The organism is Paenibacillus xylaniclasticus, from assembly GCF_004001065.1.
GTDB lineage: Bacteria > Bacillota > Bacilli > Paenibacillales > Paenibacillaceae > Paenibacillus_T > Paenibacillus_T xylaniclasticus.
The window spans coordinates 24,867-46,059 of the sequence record NZ_BIML01000018.1; the positions used below are offsets into that span (position 1 = coordinate 24,867).

General features: G+C 45.9%; 17 protein-coding genes. 4 read left to right on the forward strand and 13 right to left on the reverse strand.

Translation table 11 applies throughout. The annotated features are described in order from the left end of the window. Positions 1-125 precede the first annotated feature (125 nt). Positions 126-2,684: a glycosyl hydrolase gene (locus PXY01_RS15745; RefSeq protein WP_127570979.1), complete on the forward strand. Its 2,559-nt coding sequence runs from the start codon at positions 126-128 to the stop codon at positions 2,682-2,684. A gap of 82 nt (positions 2,685-2,766) precedes the next feature. Here PXY01_RS15745 and PXY01_RS15750 read toward each other — a convergent pair whose 3' ends face one another. From PXY01_RS15750 to PXY01_RS15760, 3 genes are all read right to left on the reverse strand, one after another. Next, on the reverse strand, positions 2,767-3,549 hold the full coding sequence (locus tag PXY01_RS15750) for an SDR family NAD(P)-dependent oxidoreductase (RefSeq protein WP_127570981.1): 783 nt from the start codon (positions 3,547-3,549) through the stop codon (positions 2,767-2,769). Between the two features lie 171 nt (positions 3,550-3,720). Further along, complete coding sequence (locus tag PXY01_RS15755; RefSeq protein WP_127570983.1) at positions 3,721-4,464, reverse strand: cytochrome c oxidase assembly protein; 744 nt, start codon at positions 4,462-4,464, stop codon at positions 3,721-3,723. 42 nt (positions 4,465-4,506) lie between these two features. Beyond that, a complete protein-coding gene (locus PXY01_RS15760) occupies positions 4,507-4,977 on the reverse strand; it encodes a DUF2243 domain-containing protein (RefSeq protein WP_127570985.1) in 471 nt (156 codons plus the stop codon). Positions 4,978-5,244: 267 nt separating this feature from the next. Here PXY01_RS15760 and PXY01_RS15765 point away from each other — a divergent pair, with 267 nt between their 5' ends. From PXY01_RS15765 to PXY01_RS15775, 3 genes are all read left to right on the forward strand, one after another. Beyond that, entirely contained in the window at positions 5,245-5,550 is a 306-nt protein-coding gene (locus PXY01_RS15765; RefSeq protein WP_127570987.1) for a hypothetical protein, read from the forward strand. Positions 5,551-5,691: 141 nt separating this feature from the next. Next, positions 5,692-6,828, forward strand: coding sequence for an NAD(P)/FAD-dependent oxidoreductase (locus tag PXY01_RS15770; protein ID WP_127570989.1), 1,137 nt, complete (start codon positions 5,692-5,694; stop codon positions 6,826-6,828). A 239-nt stretch (positions 6,829-7,067) separates the two neighbouring features. Beyond that, positions 7,068-9,674, forward strand: a complete 2,607-nt coding sequence (locus PXY01_RS15775; RefSeq protein ID WP_127570991.1) for an ATP-binding response regulator — start codon at positions 7,068-7,070, stop codon at positions 9,672-9,674. Here the strand turns inward: PXY01_RS15775 and PXY01_RS15780 are convergent. The 10 genes from PXY01_RS15780 to PXY01_RS15820 all read right to left on the reverse strand — a co-directional run bounded on the left by PXY01_RS15780 (position 9,671) and on the right by PXY01_RS15820 (position 20,874). Next, a complete protein-coding gene (locus PXY01_RS15780) occupies positions 9,671-15,286 on the reverse strand; it encodes an HAD-IIIC family phosphatase (RefSeq protein ID WP_127570993.1) in 5,616 nt (1,871 codons plus the stop codon). The two genes, PXY01_RS15775 and PXY01_RS15780, sit on opposite strands and share 4 nt — an antisense overlap. Positions 15,287-15,725: 439 nt before the next feature. Beyond that, the gene (locus PXY01_RS15785) at positions 15,726-16,097 is read right to left on the reverse strand and encodes an iron chaperone (protein WP_127570995.1); all 372 of its coding nucleotides are present in this window, start codon (positions 16,095-16,097) and stop codon (positions 15,726-15,728) included. Between the two features lie 65 nt (positions 16,098-16,162). Continuing rightward, positions 16,163-16,306 carry a hypothetical protein gene (locus PXY01_RS22420; RefSeq protein ID WP_164744452.1) on the reverse strand — a complete coding sequence of 48 codons (144 nt, stop codon included), beginning with the start codon at positions 16,304-16,306 and terminating at the stop codon, positions 16,163-16,165. A 9-nt stretch (positions 16,307-16,315) separates the two neighbouring features. Next, positions 16,316-16,588 (reverse strand): hypothetical protein, encoded by a 273-nt coding sequence (locus PXY01_RS15790; protein WP_127570997.1) that lies wholly within the window; start codon positions 16,586-16,588, stop codon positions 16,316-16,318. Between the two features lie 15 nt (positions 16,589-16,603). Next, positions 16,604-16,858: a permease prefix domain 1-containing protein gene (locus PXY01_RS15795; RefSeq protein ID WP_127570999.1), complete on the reverse strand. Its 255-nt coding sequence runs from the start codon at positions 16,856-16,858 to the stop codon at positions 16,604-16,606. Next, on the reverse strand, positions 16,855-17,154 hold the full coding sequence (locus PXY01_RS15800) for a PadR family transcriptional regulator (protein ID WP_246027969.1): 300 nt from the start codon (positions 17,152-17,154) through the stop codon (positions 16,855-16,857). The genes PXY01_RS15795 and PXY01_RS15800 overlap by 4 nt, the downstream gene beginning before the upstream one ends. A gap of 49 nt (positions 17,155-17,203) precedes the next feature. Further along, a complete protein-coding gene (locus tag PXY01_RS15805) occupies positions 17,204-17,428 on the reverse strand; it encodes a hypothetical protein (protein WP_127571003.1) in 225 nt (74 codons plus the stop codon). Between the two features lie 190 nt (positions 17,429-17,618). Further along, positions 17,619-18,602, reverse strand: a complete 984-nt coding sequence (locus PXY01_RS15810) for an aldo/keto reductase (protein WP_127571005.1) — start codon at positions 18,600-18,602, stop codon at positions 17,619-17,621. Between the two features lie 143 nt (positions 18,603-18,745). Beyond that, complete coding sequence (locus tag PXY01_RS15815) at positions 18,746-19,504, reverse strand: aminoglycoside adenylyltransferase domain-containing protein (protein ID WP_246027970.1); 759 nt, start codon at positions 19,502-19,504, stop codon at positions 18,746-18,748. A 281-nt stretch (positions 19,505-19,785) separates the two neighbouring features. After that, complete coding sequence (locus PXY01_RS15820; protein ID WP_127571009.1) at positions 19,786-20,874, reverse strand: polysaccharide deacetylase family protein; 1,089 nt, start codon at positions 20,872-20,874, stop codon at positions 19,786-19,788. Between the last annotated feature and the right edge of the window lie 319 nt (positions 20,875-21,193).

Here is a 21,193-nt window from a genome sequence, read left to right on the forward strand (position 1 = left end):
AAATTGATAGATATATAGATTCATATACAGAGGTTGAATGGCGTGGTACGGTACGGATGTAAGCGCAGTCTTTTTTGCGTTTACGCGATTATCCTATTTCATATAGAAAGGGAATGTGGTAATGAATGAATATTTGGCTTAAAAAAACAAGCACGGTCCTGCTATCATTATCTTTGCTTCTTGGTCTGTTGGCCGTGCCCGCTCAGGCAGACTCAGCGCTCTATACGATCGAAGGTGAGAACGCACAACTTAGCTCTGATCTCCAAGTGGCGACACATATTTACGGGACACCGAAGCCTGGCTATACCGGAAGCGGATTTGTATGGATGCAGAACGCCGGGACGATCACCTTCACCGTAACGGTTCCAGAAACGGGCATGTATGTGATCTCCACACGCTATATGCAGGAGCTAAGCTCAGAAGGTCGCCTCCAGTATTTATCAGTTAATGGCGTTAATAAAGGCTCATTTATGCTGCCTTATACGACGACATGGTCAAATTTCAATTTCGGTTATCACAAGCTGAACCAAGGAAGCAACACGATCGAGCTGAAGGCCGGTTGGGGATTTGCTTATTTCGACTCCTTCACGGTTGATTACGCCGATCTTGATCCGTTGAATGTACAGCCGGTTTTGTCCGATTCTCAAGCGACACCAGAAACGAAGCTATTGATGAATTATTTGACGGAGGTGTACGGCAACCATATTATCTCGGGTCAGCAGGAAATATACGGGGGTGGAAATAACGGAGATTACGAGTTGGAATTTGACTGGATCTATAATATAACGGGCAAATATCCGGCTATTCGCGGCTTCGATTTGATGAACTATAATCCGTTGTATGGCTGGGAAGATGGAACGACTAGCCGGATGATCGATTGGGTGAATAACCGCGGCGGAATCGCTACAGCCAGCTGGCACATTAACGTGCCCAAAAACTTCACGACCTATCAGCTTGGACAGTTTGTCGATTGGACTGATGCAACCTATAAGCCTACAGAAACGAATTTTAATACAGCCAATGCGGTCGTTCCTGGTACGAAAGAATATCAATATTTGATGCTGGCGATCGAGGATTTGGCGGAACAGCTGCAGATTTTGCAAAATAACGGAGTTCCGGTTATTTTCCGTCCTTTCCATGAGGCGGAGGGCAACGGCGGGCTGAATGGCGAGGGTGCATGGTTCTGGTGGGCGAAGGCCGGCGCCGAGGTGTACAAGCAGCTGTGGAATCTGCTCTATACCGAGCTTACCGAAACGTACGGCTTGCACAATTTGATTTGGACTTACAACAGCTACGTGTACAGCACTTCCCCTGCTTGGTATCCTGGTGACGATAAGGTAGATATTGTTGGATATGACAAATACAATACGGTCTATAACCGTTATGACGGGTTGTCCGGTGTACCGAATGAGGATGCTATTACATCGATCTTCTATCAGCTTGTAGATTTAACCGACGGGAAGAAAATGGTTGCGATGACGGAGAACGATACCGTCCCGAGCTTACAAAATTTGACCGAGGAGAAAGCAGGCTGGCTCTATTTCTGCCCGTGGTATGGCGAGTTTCTGATGAGCTCCGCTTATAACTTTCCGGCTACCCTGGCGACGCTGTATCAAAGTCAATATGTCATTACACTGGATGAGCTGCCGAGCTTAAAAATTAGCAATCCGACCGACAACTCATCTATTACGCCGACAAACGCTTCATTCGACAAGAAAACAGCTAATCAGGCCGATATCACGGTTACCATGAATCTAAACGGAAATACGCTTAATGGCATTAAAAATGGGTCAACCTCCCTCATATCGGGTACGGATTACACCGTATCAGGAACGACGGTTACGATTAAGAAAAGCTACCTAGCTGCTCAAGCAGTCGGTACGACGAATCTGACGTTCGATTTCAGCGCTGGCGTTGATCCGGTGATCGCCGTATCGATTGTCGATACGACGGTTGTCCCCCCTGGCGCTTTCACTGTAATGGGTACAGCAGGCAATACACAAGCGACACTGACGTGGACGATTTCCGCAGGCGCTGTCTCTTACAAAGTCGAACGTGCAGCGGGCAGCGGTTCTTTCGCCGAGATTGCTTCTAATTTGACTGGCCTGACTTATACAGACACGACGGTCGTCAATGGCACGATGTACACCTACCGCATCATTGCATCTAATGGATCAAGCTCGACGAGCTCTAACTCTGTGACGTTGACTCCAACTGCAGCGACGGCGACAGGCAGCTTTAAAATTCAAATGTACAGCGGAATTACGTCGGCTTCTAGCAATACGATTGCTCCGCGTATAAAGATCGTGAACACGGGTACGAACGCGCTGGATCTAACGAAGGTCAAGCTGCGGTACTATTATACGGTCGACGCGAACAAAACGCAGGCATTCTGGTACGACTGGGCAAGCGCCGGCAGCAATAACTTGACAGGTGCATTCGTGACGTTATCCTCTCCAACGACCGGTGCCGATACGTACTTTGAGATCGGATTTACAAGTGCTGCCGGTACGCTCACACCAGGGGCTGCGTCCGAAATTCAGCTTCGAATTGCGCGTACGGACTGGAGCAGCTACACGCAGACAGGTGATTACTCGTTTAACCCATCTGGCTCCAGCTACGCAGATTGGACGAGAATGACCGGATATGTAGATGGTGTCCTGCAATGGGGAGTTGAACCATAGCCGTGGCCTAACTAGATTCCCACGAAAATAGCCGGAGACTGATAAAGCTCTCGCTTTATGTCTCTGGCTATTCATTCGTGTATTATAGAACAGCTGCTTTACCGCCATCGATATTGATCGCCGTACCGGTTACGTAGGATGCTGCTTCCGATACGAGGAACGCTATTACGTTGGCAGCTTCCTCTGCCCGGCCGATTCGACCGAGTGGAATGTCATGTCTCGCATCCACTGCGAATTCGTCCCAGCTCAAATGTGGAGCCGTTGCTTGCCACATCCGTTCAATCTGATCGCTTCGGATGAGGCCGATGCAGACGGCGTTTACCCGGATTCCGTCAGGCGCCAAATCCTTACTCATAGCTTTCGTTAATGCCAGACCAGCTGCCCGGCTAACCGATGTAGGCAGCGATGAGCCTGATGGCGTCTTGCCGCCTATCGCGGTGACATTGACGATTGCACCTCCTCCATTTTGACGCATATAGGGCAGCGCGGCCTGAGTGAAATGGATAGCGCCGAATAGCTTCAAATCCAGATCGGCAGTCCAAGCCGCCTTATCAACCGCATCGAATGGCCTCGCTGCTGATGTGCCTGCGTTGTTAACCAAAATGTCGATCCCACCCAACCGTACAGCAATTTCTGCTACAGCTCGGTTTACCTCTTCTTCGACGGATACGTCTGCTGCGATGAATAATGGCTCTGTTCCCGTCTTCGCCGCAATTCGCTGCGCAGCTTCCTTCAGCGTAGCCTCATTTCTTGCGATGATGGCTACCCGTGCTCCTTCGGATGCAAGCAGCATAGCTGTCGCAAATCCGATTCCTTTACTTCCTCCTGTAATAATGGCCCGTTTACCGCGGATACCCAGCTCCATTCTATTTTATCCCCTTTCCCATGTCGGCGGCTTCTCTTGTACCATTTGACGACTCAAATGTTAAGTGCTTGTCTGCATCGACTGGCTCGGATATACAATCCAGTCTTTACTATTTTACCATGCATACCGATTATTGATATATAAGCCGCTGATAGGATTAGGTTCGCTTGACTACAGCCTACTAGCTTTAGGTACTAATCTCGTTGTATACCATTGGCAGCACAAAATCATCACAATGAAGATCTCGATCAGGTCGCCTCCATAGTACATAAGCATCGCTCCTGCCTCCGCTTGCTCGATCGGCACTCCATTCGGAGGTGAGTGGCATAAGTATTTCGACAGAATACTATGCCCAGCTGATGCTAGAACAAGTACAATCGCTCTGTATCGGTAACTGAAACGACGGACAGTCGGTTCGAAATAGAGAATGGAGCATACAAATAAATAGCCAGCGGCAAATAGATGGATATGAACCATAGTATAGATGACGCTGCTGTGATGCATGAGCTTATATAAATCAGTCACATATAACGCCCACATTCCCCCGACATTTAGCAATGCTGAGGTAACGGGATGCATGAACGAATGAATATACGAGTATCGAATGATTCGAATGATTGTTCTAGCCCATGGAATGGGTAGGGAACGAGCGATGAGCGTTATAGGAGCAGAAATCGCAATTAGCAGCGGTGCGAACATACCAAGTAACAGGTGGATGGACATATGGTTAATGAAGCTCGTATGCTCTCCTCCACTTAAAGACCAAACCATTGTTAACGCGATGCAGCCAATACCAGCTGACCATGCTATACTCCGGTGAGACGGCCATTTGCGGAAGCGTCTGTTAGAGACCGCAGCTGCAGAAAGATATAGAATTGTTAACACGAAGAAAAAAATAATTGCTATCAATCTCAATTGATATCCCTCAAATGGTGTTCGCTAGTTCTTTGCTTGAGACTAACGCGACTTATTATGGGTTCGAGCAGTAACAATGGTGCCAATGACGATTAGCAGAACGGCAGTGATGTTCCATACGACATCATACGGCAGGCTGTCGACGTTATAACGAATTTGATGCAATTTCATCAGCTTATGTTGAATGGTTCCGTCGTACAATTGAAAAATTCCTGAACCGAGGAATAGACCTCCACACCAGCGTTGGAGCTGGAAGATATAATTTCGCTTGAGCTCGGCGAGCATGAATGATGAAGCGATCGTAGCAAACCAGCTGAACGCATGAAAAAGCCCGTCCGAGATTAGTCCGGCCTCTGTTGATGACTTATCATAAAAGTGATGCCAATGGAGCAATTGGTGAAATATTACCTCATCAATAAATGCGATGAGCCCGAAGCCGAACAAAACTCCTGACCACAGATTGGATATAGGACGGCGACGGGTACGTTCTGAGTGAAAAGTCATAATGGACATCTTATGCTACTCTCCTCGGTTCTTTTTCTCTACCTTTATTGCCGGTCCAGCCTCAGTATAAACATCGTCTATAGGTTATCCCTTCACACTTTTTGTCAAAAATTCGAATGGTGCAGTTTTTTACTTTAATTATTTATAATCTTGCCGATAAAAAATATGTCCAGTAGACAAAAAACAAACAAAACCAAGTCATATGCTGGATCATAGGGGAATCTTTACAATGAAATAACTTTTATTGTATATGCACAAGGAGGAAACATACTGAATATGGAAAATAATCAATCCGGGGAACGAAGTGTCGTTAAAGATAAATTTTTTGTCACTGTTCAAGCTATTGATTATTATGGCGCAACAGTGGAGCAATTTGAAATGTTATTGGACCGAGGTACGACCGCTAATGTTGGGGATTGCATCGAGTTGTTCAAAAAGCAATATGGTTTAGATACGGAACTGAAAAACGTATCCCCCTATATGGAATTTAAGGTTATAGAGCCGCAGCCGAAAGGAATTCGCCAGTTTACCGTATTAAGAATCGTAAAGGACTATACTTATCAGCCTGTTACCAAGCTTTAATCTGTTCATAAGTAGGCTCGCCTGACCAATTCAGGCGGGCCTTTTTGTCATTCTTTCGCCCTTCTATTGCTTTTCACGCTGTATCTAAAATTTTGGACAGGTATAATGGATATAGCGAAATCGATAAAGGATGATATTGATATGAAGGTTATCGTTGTTGGAGCTGGCATTGCGGGCGCGTCAACCGGCTACCATCTGGCCAGGCTCGGAGCAGAGGTTATTATTGTCGACCGTAAAGACGCGGGTCAAGCGACAGAGGCAGCCGCTGGCATTATTTGTCCGTGGCTGTCGCAAAGGCGCAATAAGGCATGGTATCGGTTGGCCAAAGCCGGCGCTCGTTATTACCCGGAATTGATTGCAGCGCTTGAACAGGATGGTGAGTCTAACACCGGCTATGCAAGAGTTGGAGCGCTTCATATCCATACAGACTCCAGTAAATTAGACAAGCTTGAAGAACGGGCACTTACGCGAAGAGCGGATGCGACGGCTGAGATCGGCAGCATTACGCGGCTTGATGCGAAGCATACACAAGAGCAATTCCCATTGCTTGCGGAACACTATGCTTCTGTTCATATTAGCGGAGCTGCACGTGTCGATGGACGTGCGCTGCGGGATGCTCTGCTGCGAGCTGCACAAAAATATGGCGCTGAGCTTATTAACGGTGATGCGGTGGTTACCTATGAGGGGCATCGAGTTACCGGCGTTACCGTTGGGTTGTCCGGTTATACGGCAGATGCCGTAGTGGTATGTGCGGGTGCTTGGGCAGGTACACTGCTTCAGCCGTTAGGCATCGATTTTCAAGTTCGTCACCAGAAAGCCCAAATTATGCATGTACAGCTTCCAGATGAGGAACAGATGACGGGAAGCTGGCCAGTCGTTATGCCACCTTCCAATCAGTATTTGCTTGCTTTTGAGCAGCAGCAAATTGTGATTGGATCAACGCATGAGAACACAGAATTATTCGATACGAGAGTCACGGTTGGCGGTATGTATGAAATTTTGAGTCAATGCACCTGTTATGCCCCTGCTCTCACGGATTGCACCTTCGGTGAAGTAAGAGTAGGATTTCGCCCTTATACAGCTGATTTTCTCCCCGTTGTCGGTGCTGTACCAGGCTGGGAAGGACTACTTGTAACGAACGGTCTCGGTGCCTCGGGCTTAACAATGGGCCCATATATCGGAAGCCAGTTGGCGAGGCTGACGCTCGGACTGGAGCTGGACATCGAGCTTGCGGATTACGATGTTCGTAAAGCGTTAGATTATAATGAATTGCATTGAGAAAGATTCGAAGATTAGTGAAAGAACAGCTCTAGTATAATCTAGAACTGTTCTTTTGTTTTTAGAAGATTTGTTGTCTTACACCTACAATCGATGACGGCATTATGTTACAATTTCTAAATGTCAGAAAATATTTATTTTGAGTAAATTTTTTATATATACAAAACTAATTGGAGGTTGACCAAAACAGTATAGAAACGTACGAATAACTTCAACTTAGAAAGGAAGAAAAGTGAAGAATGGTTAAGCTCCGCACGTTTAGTTTTATTTTTATTGGACCGTTGGTTCTACTATTTCTTGTGGCTAATATTCCATACATGGATATTGGCGGCCATAAGCAAGATATATCAAACATTCAATACACGATGGATGATTACGAGTTCCAATCCATCCAGCAGGCGAATTGGAACAATGTGTCGGACATTAACAAAATTAATCATTCCGGTGGCAAAACGATATGGGTTCGGTTCACTCTTCCTCCTAGCCTCGTCTGTGAATCGGATTGCTATCTATATGTGAACAACATATACGAGATTTACGAGGTCTATTTCCAAGGGAGTAAAGTGTACGGATACGGAGATTTTCTCCATCCTGAGCCATTTTACGGTCGGAACCTGAATTTGATTCCGCTCGGCTCGACTGCGCTTGCTAACGAAACGGTCTATTTCAAAATTCACTCCGAACTAAAATGGACGGGCATTAAGGGTGTCGTACTTGTCGGCAACAAAGCCGATTTGATCGATGCTCTTTACAAGAAAAATTTTGTGCTGTACTTCATCGTTATTTTGCTTATGCTTCTCTTCTCTCTCTTCGCTGCCATACTAGGACTGCGTAAGGGATTGAACTGCTCATATCTATTGCTTTCCTTATATTTGCTAACACATGCCATACATACTTTTACAAGCACAGATATTAAAATATTATTCTACAATTCACCGTCTTTGTGGGAGTATATTAGGCAGTACTGCAACGATGCGATACCGATCACTTTTATTTTGTTTATTCGCAGCTACTTCAGAGAGTATTCAAGAAACATGCTGTTTAAGTGGTGGAGCAATTTTATATTTATTACGCATGCCGTATTTATGGGCATTCTTATTGTCGCTCACGTTATGGATCTAGGCTTTAAATATATGTCGGGGACGTTAAGCGATATAGGTACGATTAATTTCTTAATTACCGTTATCGCAATTATTGTCATCGCTATTAAGCAAGCCAACCTTGAGACGAAGGTGCTTGCATTCGGTATGGTCACGTTTCTTATGTTTAATTTATATGAGAATCTTAATAATATATTTAATCCACCGCATCGGGATTCGATTGTTACTTACGGACTATTTATAACCATGCTGTGTATAGTGTTCATCCATATTCGCAGAATTAATGAAGTATACCGAAATCAGGAAATTTATTTGACGCAATTGGAGCATTCTAATAAGCAATTGGAGCATTTATCTAAAGTAAAGGATGAATTTCTTGCGAACACGTCACATGAGCTTCGCACACCGCTTAACGGGATCATTGGAATAACGGAATCGGTGATCGATCAACTAGATGGACCGAAGGATCACATCCGTCGGAATTTGAATATCGTGATCTCGAGTGGCAAACGACTCAGTAATCTAGTGAACGATTTGCTGGACTTCTCCAAGCTTAAGCATCGAGAAATCAAATTGTTGTGCAAATCGGTCGATATTTCGCAAATTATTAGTATCGTCGCTGCAGTAAATAAAACATTATTAAAAGGGAAAGATGTCGAAATTATCAATCTGACTTCTAGTCCCCTCTTCGTCTATGGTGACGAGAACCGGATTCAGCAGATTCTATTCAATCTGATCGGCAACGCTATTAAATTTACTGAGAGAGGATCTATTACGATAACGGGAAGCAGGTTGGAGGATCAGGTTGAGATTCGAATAACGGATACGGGGATCGGCATTCCGGAAGATCAATTAGAGACCATCTTTCAGTCATTCGTACAAGCAGACAGCTCATTGTCTCGCCGGTACGGCGGAACCGGACTCGGCTTGTCCATTACGAAGCAGCTGGTGGAGATGCATGGCGGCTACATCACTGTCGAGTCTACTGTCGGACAGGGCTCCACATTCATATTTACACTGCCGATTGGTGAAGAGCAGTCTGCGACCAGCCTTATCCCCATTCCGGAGATGTATGGAGGTTATAATGAAGCGGCTCCATCCACGGATATACAGGCCGAACAGCAGTCAGGTTCGAAGCAGCATACAATCCAAGTTCTTGTAGTGGAAGATGATCCGATTAACGTTCAAGTCATTCTTAACCATCTGTCCATGCATAATTGGGGGACAATTGTAGCCTCGAACGGGATGAAAGCTCTAGAAATTGTTGAGAGTCAGGAGGTTGATTTAATCTTGCTCGACGTTATGATGCCGAATATGTCGGGTTACGAGGTGTGCGAGAAAATTCGGGAAGTGTATACGCCGGACGAGCTGCCTGTCATCATGCTTACGGCTAGAGATACAGCGGACGATATTGCGAGAGGCTTCGAGGCGGGCGCCAATGATTATATTACGAAGCCGTTCTCAAAGAAAGAATTGCTTGCCCGCATCGAAGCGCGTCTGAAGCTGCAGGAAACGAAAAAGAGTAAGCCGCTGCTTACGAAGACCGAGATCGAAATCTTAAGCTATTACTACCAGTACCAAGGAGAAACGCGGAAGCAAATTTTGGATCGAATTAATCAAGACCGCGGAGACAATGCGATCTCAGAGAAAACGCTGATGACTCATATTACCAATACGCTTAAGAAAATATCGGCAGCGAACATGATGGAAGCTGCTAAGCTTGCGAAGAAGAAACGGCTTATTTAGTCCGTTGCATGAATATACTCCAATGCAGCTTCTTGAGCTAGCTGTGAGATTGACTCCTCTCCACTATTAATCAGTCCGCTGGCAAGCGATTCGAGCTCTTGGCTCTCGTGTTGGTCGATCAATTCCGAATCGATAACGGCGGCTAAGTTAGCGATAGTAAGGTCATGATTGAATAGAACAGTCAATGGAAGCTCGATACCGAATACATCTTGAATCATATAGACAATCTGATGCGTCATTAAGGAATGGCCTCCGATCGCGAAGAAGCTATCGTGAACGCTAATCTTCTCCACTCTAAGGAGTTCAGACCAAATGCTGGAAACTAACCATTCCGTCTCGGTTCTTGGCGCAACATATTCTGTTGAGCCGCTGGTCGCATTGTTGGACGTTCGGTTCTGCTGGATGTAGAGAAGCAAATCTTCAGCGTGCTCCATTTGGAGTAGTAATTTATTAATGGCAACGCAGTTGTATGCTATTGCTTCGTCAATCGGATCGGATAGCTTTCTATAAGGATGCCTGCTTGATGCTTGTTCAGCAGTAACTCGAGCAGGCGCACTCAAAGCCTGATTCGCTGTAAGATGATAGCTTTGGCATGTGGATTCTTCAAGTCTTTCTGGTGCATGGACATCATGTAGAAACTTTAGGAATGGAGTATTCTTCTCTGTTGGAATATATTGGAGGATAATCTCCTCTACCTGCCCTTCCGTCTCCATCCCGGCCAAATAAGCGAGAATCTGATGTTCAACGCCTTTCCCTAGTACCCGGCAGCTGAGCACCCATCCGGTGACAATACACTTCGACTGCTGCTGCTCATAGAAGACGGCTCCGACAAGACCATATTGTCCGAACCGGTCCTTAACGCTCACGGTTAAGCAGTGGTGACGATCCTGCTTCAGTAGTTCAAGGAGCTCTTCTTCGCGGTATCGAATGCCGGTCGAATTGAATTGGTTCGCTCGCAATGTCAACTGTGACACTCTTGTTATAAGTGTTGTATCGAGCGGCGCGTACTCGATTTCGAGCTTAAGCTGTGACAGAAACTGCGTATAACTTAGCTTCTCTTTCGCACTCGCTTCAAACCTGGATCGAGCGGCATTCTGGCGGTACATGCGGTTGCGGGACAGATCTTCTTTACTAACGGACGCCCGATCGAACAGCCATACTCGCTCCAGCAGCAAGCGGAGCTTATGCAAGCTATCCGGCACCGGAATGACACTAACGTCCGGTAAAGCCGCTTCGATCCGGGCACATTCGATTGGATTGTCATCAAGTATAACAAAGCTGTCGACGCTTAGTGAAAGCTCTTCTGCCAGTTGCATGATGTTATGCGATTTCTCCTCCCAATTAACCCGAAAAGCGGCAATATGCTTCCGCTTCAGCAGCATATCATCCCGAGTATCGAACACGTTCCACACATCGGCTTCGTTGTTCTTGCTGCACAGACAGATCAGCATGCCAAGTCGATGCTGGTCTAGTACGAAACGCTGCAGATATAAGCTTCGTTCATCCAGCACGACGCCGTTCGGTCCATCCTCGGCACATACGCCCGTCCAAATGGTATGATCACAATCCAGCACGAGCACTTTCTTCGGTCTCTGTATGATACTGGCGATCTGTCTCGCGACAGCTGTTCCCATAACATTGTAATAAGTTAGGCTGTATGGCGAACTGCTCATCTGTTCGGCCAAGAAGTCCTCATATCTAGAGATTTCGAATCCGGCTGACAGCTGCCAGGACCGGATTGGATAGAACGCTTTAATCTGCGAAGCGTGGTGGAGCACTTCTTCCTCTAACGATTGAAGCAGTGTTTCATTTTGCTGCAAAATATGTTGTGGTTCCGGGCAAATACATAAGATACAGCCGACCGATGCCTGCTGCGAGTAGAGCTCGAGGGCTTGCAATAACTGTGCAACATTCGCACGAAGAACGTCCTTGTTGAAAGATAGGCTCGAAGTGTTCGTCCCCATTTCCCGTTCCCCTGCAAGATCGGTAAGGCGAATAAGCATCACATTAAACCCACTTGTATTGCCAGCAAACTCGCTGTTCGGATTCAACAGCTGCTGAAAGATTTGCCCATATGGTACAAATTCCACTTCACTAGACCGCCCCATTCGTCTCAGCCAAAAACTTAGCGAATCCTCGACGAGGTTGGCGGTAAAGGATGAGACGACGATGATTTTTTCTACTACCGGTTTGCGTAATTTTAATTCATTCATTCCATTAATATTTAAATTCATTAATATTTCGTCTGGTTTACTTATGACATGATCTAGAGTGCCTAGGTATAGCTGCACATACAGTTGGATCGTCTGTTTACTGAATAACTCGGCACTGTAGCTGAATGTACCCGAGAGCTCGTGCTGATTGTCTTCACAAATGGTTACGAATAAGTCGAACTCCGTTGCATTCGGAATAATGGATAACGGTGTTATTGTCAGGCCCTGATGCTCCCTATTTGATATGCTTGTTTTCATATAACTGAACATTACTTGAATAAGCGGGTTAAAGTAGGCCGAACGCTCCGGATTAACTGCCTCGACGATGCTTGACAACGGAATGTCATGATTGGTAAAGGCGGATATTACCGTTTTCTTCATGCGAATAACGAAGCTCGAGAACGAATCATCGGGTTTCATAATCGAACGCAGCGGTATCGGTTGAGCAAAATTTCCGATCATCCGATCTGCTTCTCGGCATAAACGTCCGCTGAACGGACTTCCCAATACAATATCGAATGAATTCGTAACGAGGTGAATCATCGCCGTAAATGCGCTTAGCATGACGACATACGGTGTAACGCGGTGTCTAACAGAGTAGGCTTGAATTTGTTTGTACAATGATATCGGAATGTCGAATGATACTTGTCCGGCTCGGTAGCTTCGTTCCACAGGTCTTGCATAGTCCGAAGGCAGCGCAATGACAGCAGGGGCCCCAGTTAGCTGATTCTGCCAATACAGAAGTTGTCTATGATACTTATCCGGTCTCAGCTCGTCGCGTTTCCAAGCCAGGTAATCGATATAACGTGAGGTTATACTCTCATCTCTCTTCTCGATTAAGTCGCAATAATCACTCATTATTTCATTTAATAGCATGAAGGACGATTTCAGATCAGCAATGATATGATGAATGACCAGCAGCAGTATCGTTTCATCGGGAGTTGCCTTTATAGCGGCGAACCGAAAAATTGGTCCCCGATCAAAATGAAATGGCTCCTTAATGAGTTCGCTCATGATAACACTCTGATCGCTGCCTTCTTCAAGCTCCACAAGCCGCCAGGCCGTCTCGATGGGACTTTCCTCGTCAATTCGTTGATACAATACCCCACCAGCAGCATGAATACTAGTTCGAAGTGTATCGTGTCTTGTGATGACTCGCAGGAAGCTTTCGCGCAGTCGAACGGTATTGAGCGTTCCAGATACTTTCAGTGCCGCAGGTATGTGCAGCAGCCCGATGCCAGGATTCATTTGCTCAACGAACCAAAGCCGACGCTGATCCTCTGACAACGGTAACTCGTTCATAGGGATGCGGAAGATCGATTGGATCGCTACCGTACTGACGTCTGTCGATAATTGTGAGATGATTAGGTCAGTTAATTCAGCTAATGTGAGATCTTGGAACAACATGTCTTCGAAGGCGAGCTTGACACCGTATTCCTCCTGCAGATTGTATAGCAGTTCCATGCAAGAAATCGAATCAAAGCCTAGAGCAAGCAGCGTCGTTTCAGGTGTAAGACTGTCTTGCTCAATAGGAAGGCGTGATTGTAGAAAATGTCTGATATATTGCGTCAAGTATGAGCTCGATTGCTCGTAATCCCATGCTCGAAGCTGCTCAGGAGATGCCTTATTAAAGTCGCTATATTCCCGCTTACAAGGTGTGGGTGCTTTCCATGAATGATGGTAGATAACCTTTAATGAATGCTTCAAGAAGCTATCTTTGCAAGCACTTCTCATTTTTTTGCCGCTGGTCGTTTTGTTAAGAGAGCCTTGCTTAATAAATACTACCTCATGAACTTGTAATCCAAATTGATTGGCTACAGCTTCTCTAATGGAATGTGCAAGCTGTTCCGTATTCCCATCGCGGTAATGTCGGTTAAGCTCCTGTACGATCACGAGCTCTTCTCCCATGCTGCCCGTCACGGCAAAGGCGGCACATCCGTCAGTAACAAAACGTTCATCCAGCTGTTCGATCGAATGCTCAATATTTGCCGGATAAAAATTTTGTCCGCGAACAATAATTATATCCTTTAATCTACCAGTGATGAATAATTGACCAATGAATTTAAATCCTAAATCTCCGGTTCTAAGAAAAGGTCCCTCATTCATATCCGAGATGCGTGCGCTGAATATGGCTTCGCTCTCCTCTTGATGATGGAGATAACCAGCTGCCACGCTGTCACTTTGCAACCAAATCTCGCCTACCTCTCCAACGCCGCATTTGCGATGGGTGTCGGGGTTGACGATCAGCAGCTTCTCCCCTTCGAAGCTTGTACCGCAGCCGACTACTTCGATCGTATCACTTGTTAACTGCTGCTCAGGTACAACCGTCCCCGCTTGCAAGCATTCTCGATTCACTCGCATAATGATAGGTGGTCTGTCGGCTGGACCTCCCGTTACGAACAGTGTAGATTCTGCTAATCCGTAACAAGGGTAAAGCGCTGATTGTCGGAATCCGCTATGTGCAAATTTCTCGTTAAAGGTAGTTAACACCTGGGCTTGAATTTGTTCTGCTCCGATGAAGGCAATCTCCCAAGAGCTGAGATCAAGCTGCTCCAGCTGCTGTCGTGTTACTTGGCGGGAGCATAAATCGAAGGCGAAGCTAGGTCCTCCTGAAACCGTCACCTTATATTGCGAGATATATTCTAACCATCGGACAGGATGCTTGGCGAATTCGCTCGGAGCCATTAAATACATCTGAAAGCCTGTATAGAGCGGTTGCAATATACCACCGATTAAGCCCATATCGTGATAAGGTGGAAGCCACACCAATCCGACGCTCTGCTTCGATAGGCTGAAAGCTTGGCGTATCATCTCAGAATTATGCAATAAATTTCGATGAGTGACGATGACGCCTTTGGGGCTAGCGGTCGATCCTGATGTATATTGAATAAATGCCGTGTCATTCGGAGCAGGTGTATATCGAGGTTCATATAAAATGGATTGCTCCAACAATAGCTCCGTTGAGATGAGATTGACCGAGCTCTGCATTGTGTTGAAAGAGCTCGACTGGCAAAGTCGAGCTGTCCATTTGCCCGACGTAAGTATGGCTGTCGCTTTCGAATTCGAGTAGATCCGTTCGATTCGTTCAGCGTATCGCTTGCTCGTCGGCGGGTAGGCCGGTACTGCGATACAGCCTGCATATAGACATCCGAAAAAGGAATAAATGAATTGAAGTCCTGGCTGCTGGAGAATTAATACTTTATCCTTCGGATTTGTATTTTTTTGCAGTTCAGCTGCTATGCGCTGAGAACGGGTCTGCAATTGCTGATAGGTTACCGATTGCTCCTTCCCATCGTCTAGGAACGTATAAGCAATTGCATCCGGCTGGCGAGAGCAGTGAAGGTCGATAATGTCTGTAAACGAAACGGGAGATATTGCGGTGCTTCTGTTCGCAATCATTGCCGTAACCTCCTACATAGCATTACATGACGATTTAGAAGCTAAATAGATAATCGTTAATAATGCTGATGGTAAAAGATTTATAGGGGCTTATATAGTCTTAATTTTGTTCTAAGACCTTGAGAAAGCCTGATTTATCAAGGGTCTTAGATTAAAATTAGGACTGCCTTGAAAGGGAATGATTCGCGAACAATTGCGGTCAGACTTAATCGCAATCCCTCGGAAGTCTCCGGAATGGAACGGCAGCCGTCCATGGCTGCTGACCCGGAATCATTGCTCTATCGTCCTACAATGCATAGCTTGGACACAAACGCGAAGAGAACTGCAATATCTTCTGCAGTTCTCCCATTTGAGTATTCTAATCTATGCTATCATCTGCCTGATTCGTGCTCGATTGCTGGTTGTCATGACCTGGATTTTATTTGCATTTTATGACATGTCATTTGCGCCAAAATGTCGTACAATCCGCCTTATCTGCTATATTATATTCGATCATTCGCTCCAGTAAAGAGAAATATACCGGGCTGGTCCATGGAATGCGAACCAACTGTTTGGTGTGTTCATAGCCTGCCTGTACAATTTCATCAGAGAATCGAACGATGCCTGCCCTTTCAGGAGCAACAGCTAAATGCGGCTTTGCTACGCTAAACCCGATAATAAATGTACCATGGTCGGTATACATAGGCTGGTTCCATGCCACCTTCGGCACAAGAGCTGGATACTGTTTGGCTACCCATTTCAACACTTCTTCTGTGCGAGCCCGGTGCCGAGGGTTATCGATCTGTTCGATAAATTCAGAAAAAATATTCATTCGCTTCCTCCAATCGTTATGGGTAGTCTAGAATGTTACTTCAAGTATGATCTGTTCGTGCGCCTTCATACATGACTCCTCTGCATATTTTTGCGTCTATAGGCACCAAGCATGAGCCCGATCGCTCCTAGCTCAATGACGGTTCCGCTCGTCCAACTTATAATCGGCATTTGCATTCCGCCCAGAACGGGCAGCCTTCCGACACTCATGAGGATAGCTCATACAAATTGAACCGCGAGCAAGGCGGTCATTCCCGTAAAGATTCCTCTCGCATAATGGTCCTTTAATTGGGATCCCGATTTGGCAGATTTGGTCAGGAACAAAAATATTATTGATACGAGTACAATTCCGAACATCCAGCCCAGGATGTAAATCATGTAGGAGAAGGTCATTTCACTTGCTGCATGGGGTAATCGCTCGGATATATTGGCATCGAAGGCCTGATACAATGACAACAAGGTGATACCACCAATACTTAGCATGCCGACCAATAGCGATAGAACTCCCTATTCCACAGCTGGCTTATGTACGGAATTTAACTGTCTGCCGACCAGATCTGCATCGCCTATTCGTTGGATTGCGGCTTTAATCGCCTCCTCTTCTTGCATTCCTTCTGCTAACATTTCTGGGTAAATATGCTCCAGTTGATTCAACAGCTCTAATCGAATATCTTCATGTACAGCTTTGGCACGGACTTTGGCACACATCTGCTCAAGGAATTGCTGAACGAGGGGATTCGCGCTAATGTTTAAGCTGCTCATATCGGCTCCTCCCCAACGATCCGGGATACTGTCGTGCTGAACAGTGACCACTCCTTCTTCTTGTCACCCAGATTCCTTCGCCCGTCATCTGTTATTTTGTAATAATTCTTTTTGCGTCCTCCTTCCTCCTCCCAGTAGGAGGTGACAAGTCCCTCCACCTCTAAAGTATGAAGAATGGGATATAGCGTCCCTTCTTTGAATGTCAACAGTCCTTCTGACTTTTGCTCGATCATCTTGGTCATCTCATAGCCGTACATGTCTTGATGCTCCAGGAGCTTCAGAATGAGAATGATCATACAAAAGCAGTTGCCCTTCTGGACAACTGCTTCATTCATGTGCCGTTCATTATTTTGCTTTTATTCTGTAGTACCTGCAAGCCATCTCGTATAAAATCGCGTCGATTGCATCCATAATGACGATTTCCTCGCCAATCTCCGCCTCATATCGTTGACACAGCGATTTTAACGGATTATCATCAGCGAGAAATTCAGATTCCATCCACTCCATATCACCTTCGTAAGCCGCGCAAAGCTCTTTATCGGACAGTCTTGCGAAAAAATCTAAATCCATACTGGTTACCTCACTGACACAAAGGTTCATCGATCAGAATTGCAGAAGCTGATGAGAGTCATTCGGCACATTTCATCGTATGTATTGCCGAACGTTACGGTGCCTGATGTTGAGGTTAACCTAACCTAATTTAGGTACAGGATAAACTGCAGCATACAAAAAAGAGAGCCTCGCGGCTCTCTTCCACTCTTTAATAGGCTCCACGAATATGCTCGTGAATTTGTTCCTCGTAAAATTTCTGCAATCGTGCATGCTCTTCCGCGCTGAACGGTTTTGCTTGCAGAACGCCGAGGTTGTCGTCGACCTGGCGGGTATTTTTGAAGCCTGGGATGACGCATGTAATTTCTTGGAAATCGAGTAGCCAGCGCAGCGCAGCGCGTGTCATGTTGCCGCGGCCTTCCGCAATCCAGCCAAGCTGGGAAGCGAGCTCGACGCCTTTGGCGAAAGGAAGCCCTGCGAACGTCTCGCCTACGTTGAATGCAGCACCGTCACGGTTGAAATTCCGGTGATCCTCTGGTTCGAACGTAGCATCCGCTGTAAATTTGCCGGTTAACAGACCGCTTGCTAGCGGTAGCCGAACAAGCAGTCCAACTCCTCGCTCACTTGCTTTAGGAAGCAGCTCTGGAATTGGCTTCTGACGGAAAATGTTAAAAATGATTTGCAGCGCCTGCACGCCGGACTTCTCGAGACAGAACAACCCTTCTTCTACTGTTTCCACGCTTACGCCGTAAGCACGGATCTTTCCTTCCTGCTGAAGCTTGTCCAACACCTCAAATACAGCGCCCTGCTTCAAAATTTCAAACGGCGCACAGTGAATCTGATACAGATCGATCGTATCGCGTTCCAGACGTTTGAGACTATCCTCACACCACTGACGGATACGCTGTTCAGAGTAGGTGTTCGGGTCGTATATATCTCCTTGGCGGCAAAACTTCGTTGCAATATGAATCTTATCTTCTTTGCCCTTCGTGGCACGGGCAAGTAGTCGTTCACTCTTGCCATCACCGTAAACGTCGGCTGTATCGAAGAAGTTAACACCCGCTTCCATCGCTTTGTCTAATGCGCGAAGCGATTCAGCATCATCGGTCTGCCCCCATGAGCCCCCGATTGCCCACGTACCAAAGCTGACTTCACTGACCTGTATGCCCGTTCTGCCGAGCGGACGTTTGTTCATAGATGAATCCTCCTATCGAGCAATGATAGCAAACGGATATATTGCAGCAAGCGTTGGAATGAACGCGCTCTCATTATTATAGCGCTTAGAAAAACAAAGAGGCAACCGATGTAATAATCAGTTGCCAGTAGAATTATATTCAGTCACTTAGATAAGGTTATTTCTTTGAGCATAAATTCAGCAAACTGTGTATACTCATCGATCAGCAGAGAGTTGTCCGTCTTTCCTTCGCCGTTATACTGATCTAAACAATTTGCAATAAGTGTTTCGAATTGAGGTAATGCGCGCATTCCCCATTCTCCGCCTTCCCGCTTCGAGGATACGATTCCTTCTTTTAAGTAGAACAACACTCTGCATAGATTTAGTGTGTAATATACCGGAGAATCTTGGATGAGTGCCGGCGCCTCCGCAATATCATTGAGTATGGATTGAATATAGTACTCCCTTGGGATTGGTTGAAATACGTTTTCTATCGGCTCTCCGTGAATAGTGCGGCCACGATGATAGATGACTGTGAAATGTGCTGCTAAATCTGGATCTTCGAATCCGCCGCAAATGTAGTTCTCATCCGTTGCATATTTATCACGATGGTAATTAGAGTAATGGAATTCGAAAGGTGTTGGATGAATAAAGTTTTGTACAACAGACCTCAACACAATACTCATTTCAAACCCAAGCCCGCTTGGTATCTCGTCATGGAGAAGAAGTAGACTTTTAGCCATTCGTTGTTTCTCATCTCTTGACAGAGCGTGCGGAACGACTACGATTATATCGATGTCGCTTTTATTCGGGTTAAAACAGCCCATTGCTAACGAACCGTGCAAATAGATCCCGACTAAGTTCTCTTCTAGAATCGAACGAATGCTGTATGCTGTTTTGGCTAGTAACTGCTCTATGTCCAAGGTGAATGACCTCCTTTTCTTCATTAGTATATCTACACTAATATCTAAATTATAGGGAAATATTAGTTTATAACTAATTATTACACTTCATTAGAGAGTACGGTAAGACGTACAGCATAGACTCGGTGCTCGGGCTGTATGAATAGGCATACTGCCTAACAGATTTGGACTCGACGCTATGTAAGCTTGTATGTAGAAAGTAACGTTGTCGATCTTTCGGATCACACTCTTATGATCGTTGGTAATACAAAAGGGCTGCCAAGAAGGCAGCCCTAGCTTCACTAGTTAATTTCCAAATAATCGATGTATACGTCCCATGTACCGTTATCGGCGGTAACGACGAGCTGAATCTCTTGATTGCCCGTTCCATGGCTGACATTGTTGAGCGTATAGACGGCAGGGTAACTTCCTCCGAAGTAGAAGGTTCCCTTCGTAACTCCGCCGATCTTCAGGTCTACTCTAGCCATTTGTGAGTTGTTAGAGGCTCCACGAAGCGAGAAGTTGTGTGTACCGGTTGAAAAATACTGTGTGAATTTCACATGATCATTATTAGCATATAAAGCAACACCATTGAACGGCGAGCTAATGTTGCCTGTATATTGGCCGCCTTTCGTCATGTTTTCTGCTTCGATCCTAGTAACTGTTCCTGGATTCGTACCGCCGCCGCCGTTGTTTCCGCCTCCGCCATCTGGAGCAACTGCACGACCTGTGCTTGTCGAGATCATGCCTGCGCACATGTTTTTGTTAGCAAGAGTTTGTGCGATTTGCGGTACAGCTTGCAGCGTCGTCTGATAACCGTCATGCATGAGAATAACGTCGCCGTTCTGAGCCGATGCAACTTTAGAGACGATTTGAGATGTGCTGGCACCGTTCCAGTCTCCCGTATCAACGTTCCAGATGACCTCAGTTAATCCATACTGCGCTAGCACGGACTTGAGCGTAGCATTCGTCGAACCGTATGGCGGACGGAACAGCTTCGGCGCGGTACCGGTAGCGGATTGAATCGCTTGCTGCGTTTGGCTAATTTCCGAAGCCATCTGCGAGCTGCTTAATGATGTCATATAAGGGTGTGTATAAGAATGGTTGCCTATCCACATGCCTGCAGATGCTTGTGCTTGCACAAGTGACGGATTGCTTGCTGCATTTCTGCCAATATTGAAGAACGTCGCTCGTAATCCGTTCTGCTTCAAGGCGTTAAGCAGGTTTGTTGTATTGCTAGGGTTTGGACCATCATCATAAGTTAAGGCTACATATCCATTCGCGCAGCTGGCAGCGAAGGCCGCATCGCCTGATACGGCAAACGAACCCGTGATTAAAGATGCAACGAGCGTCCCGACCGTCGTCCATTTCTTCAATTTCGATTTAAACATTATTCTACCTCCTTGCAATTTGTAAGTATGGTTGACCCAGTCACTCCAATCCGTATCAATCTTCAGCGCCACCTCTGGGATTATATGATGGTGTATATCCCTTCGCCGGCTTTAGCCTTCCACCCCTTTCTTCTTGAGGATAAATTTATTACTTCGTCATTTTATCAAAGCGTTCCACACTTTATTACCTAACAAAGTTAACATTTTACTGGAAAAAGCTTAGTCTTCCAGACCTATAAAAAGATAGTACAAGCTTCTTTAACCTCATATATTACAGCTCTATAGGTTCTCTGGAGGTAAAATGTGCGGATATATGATA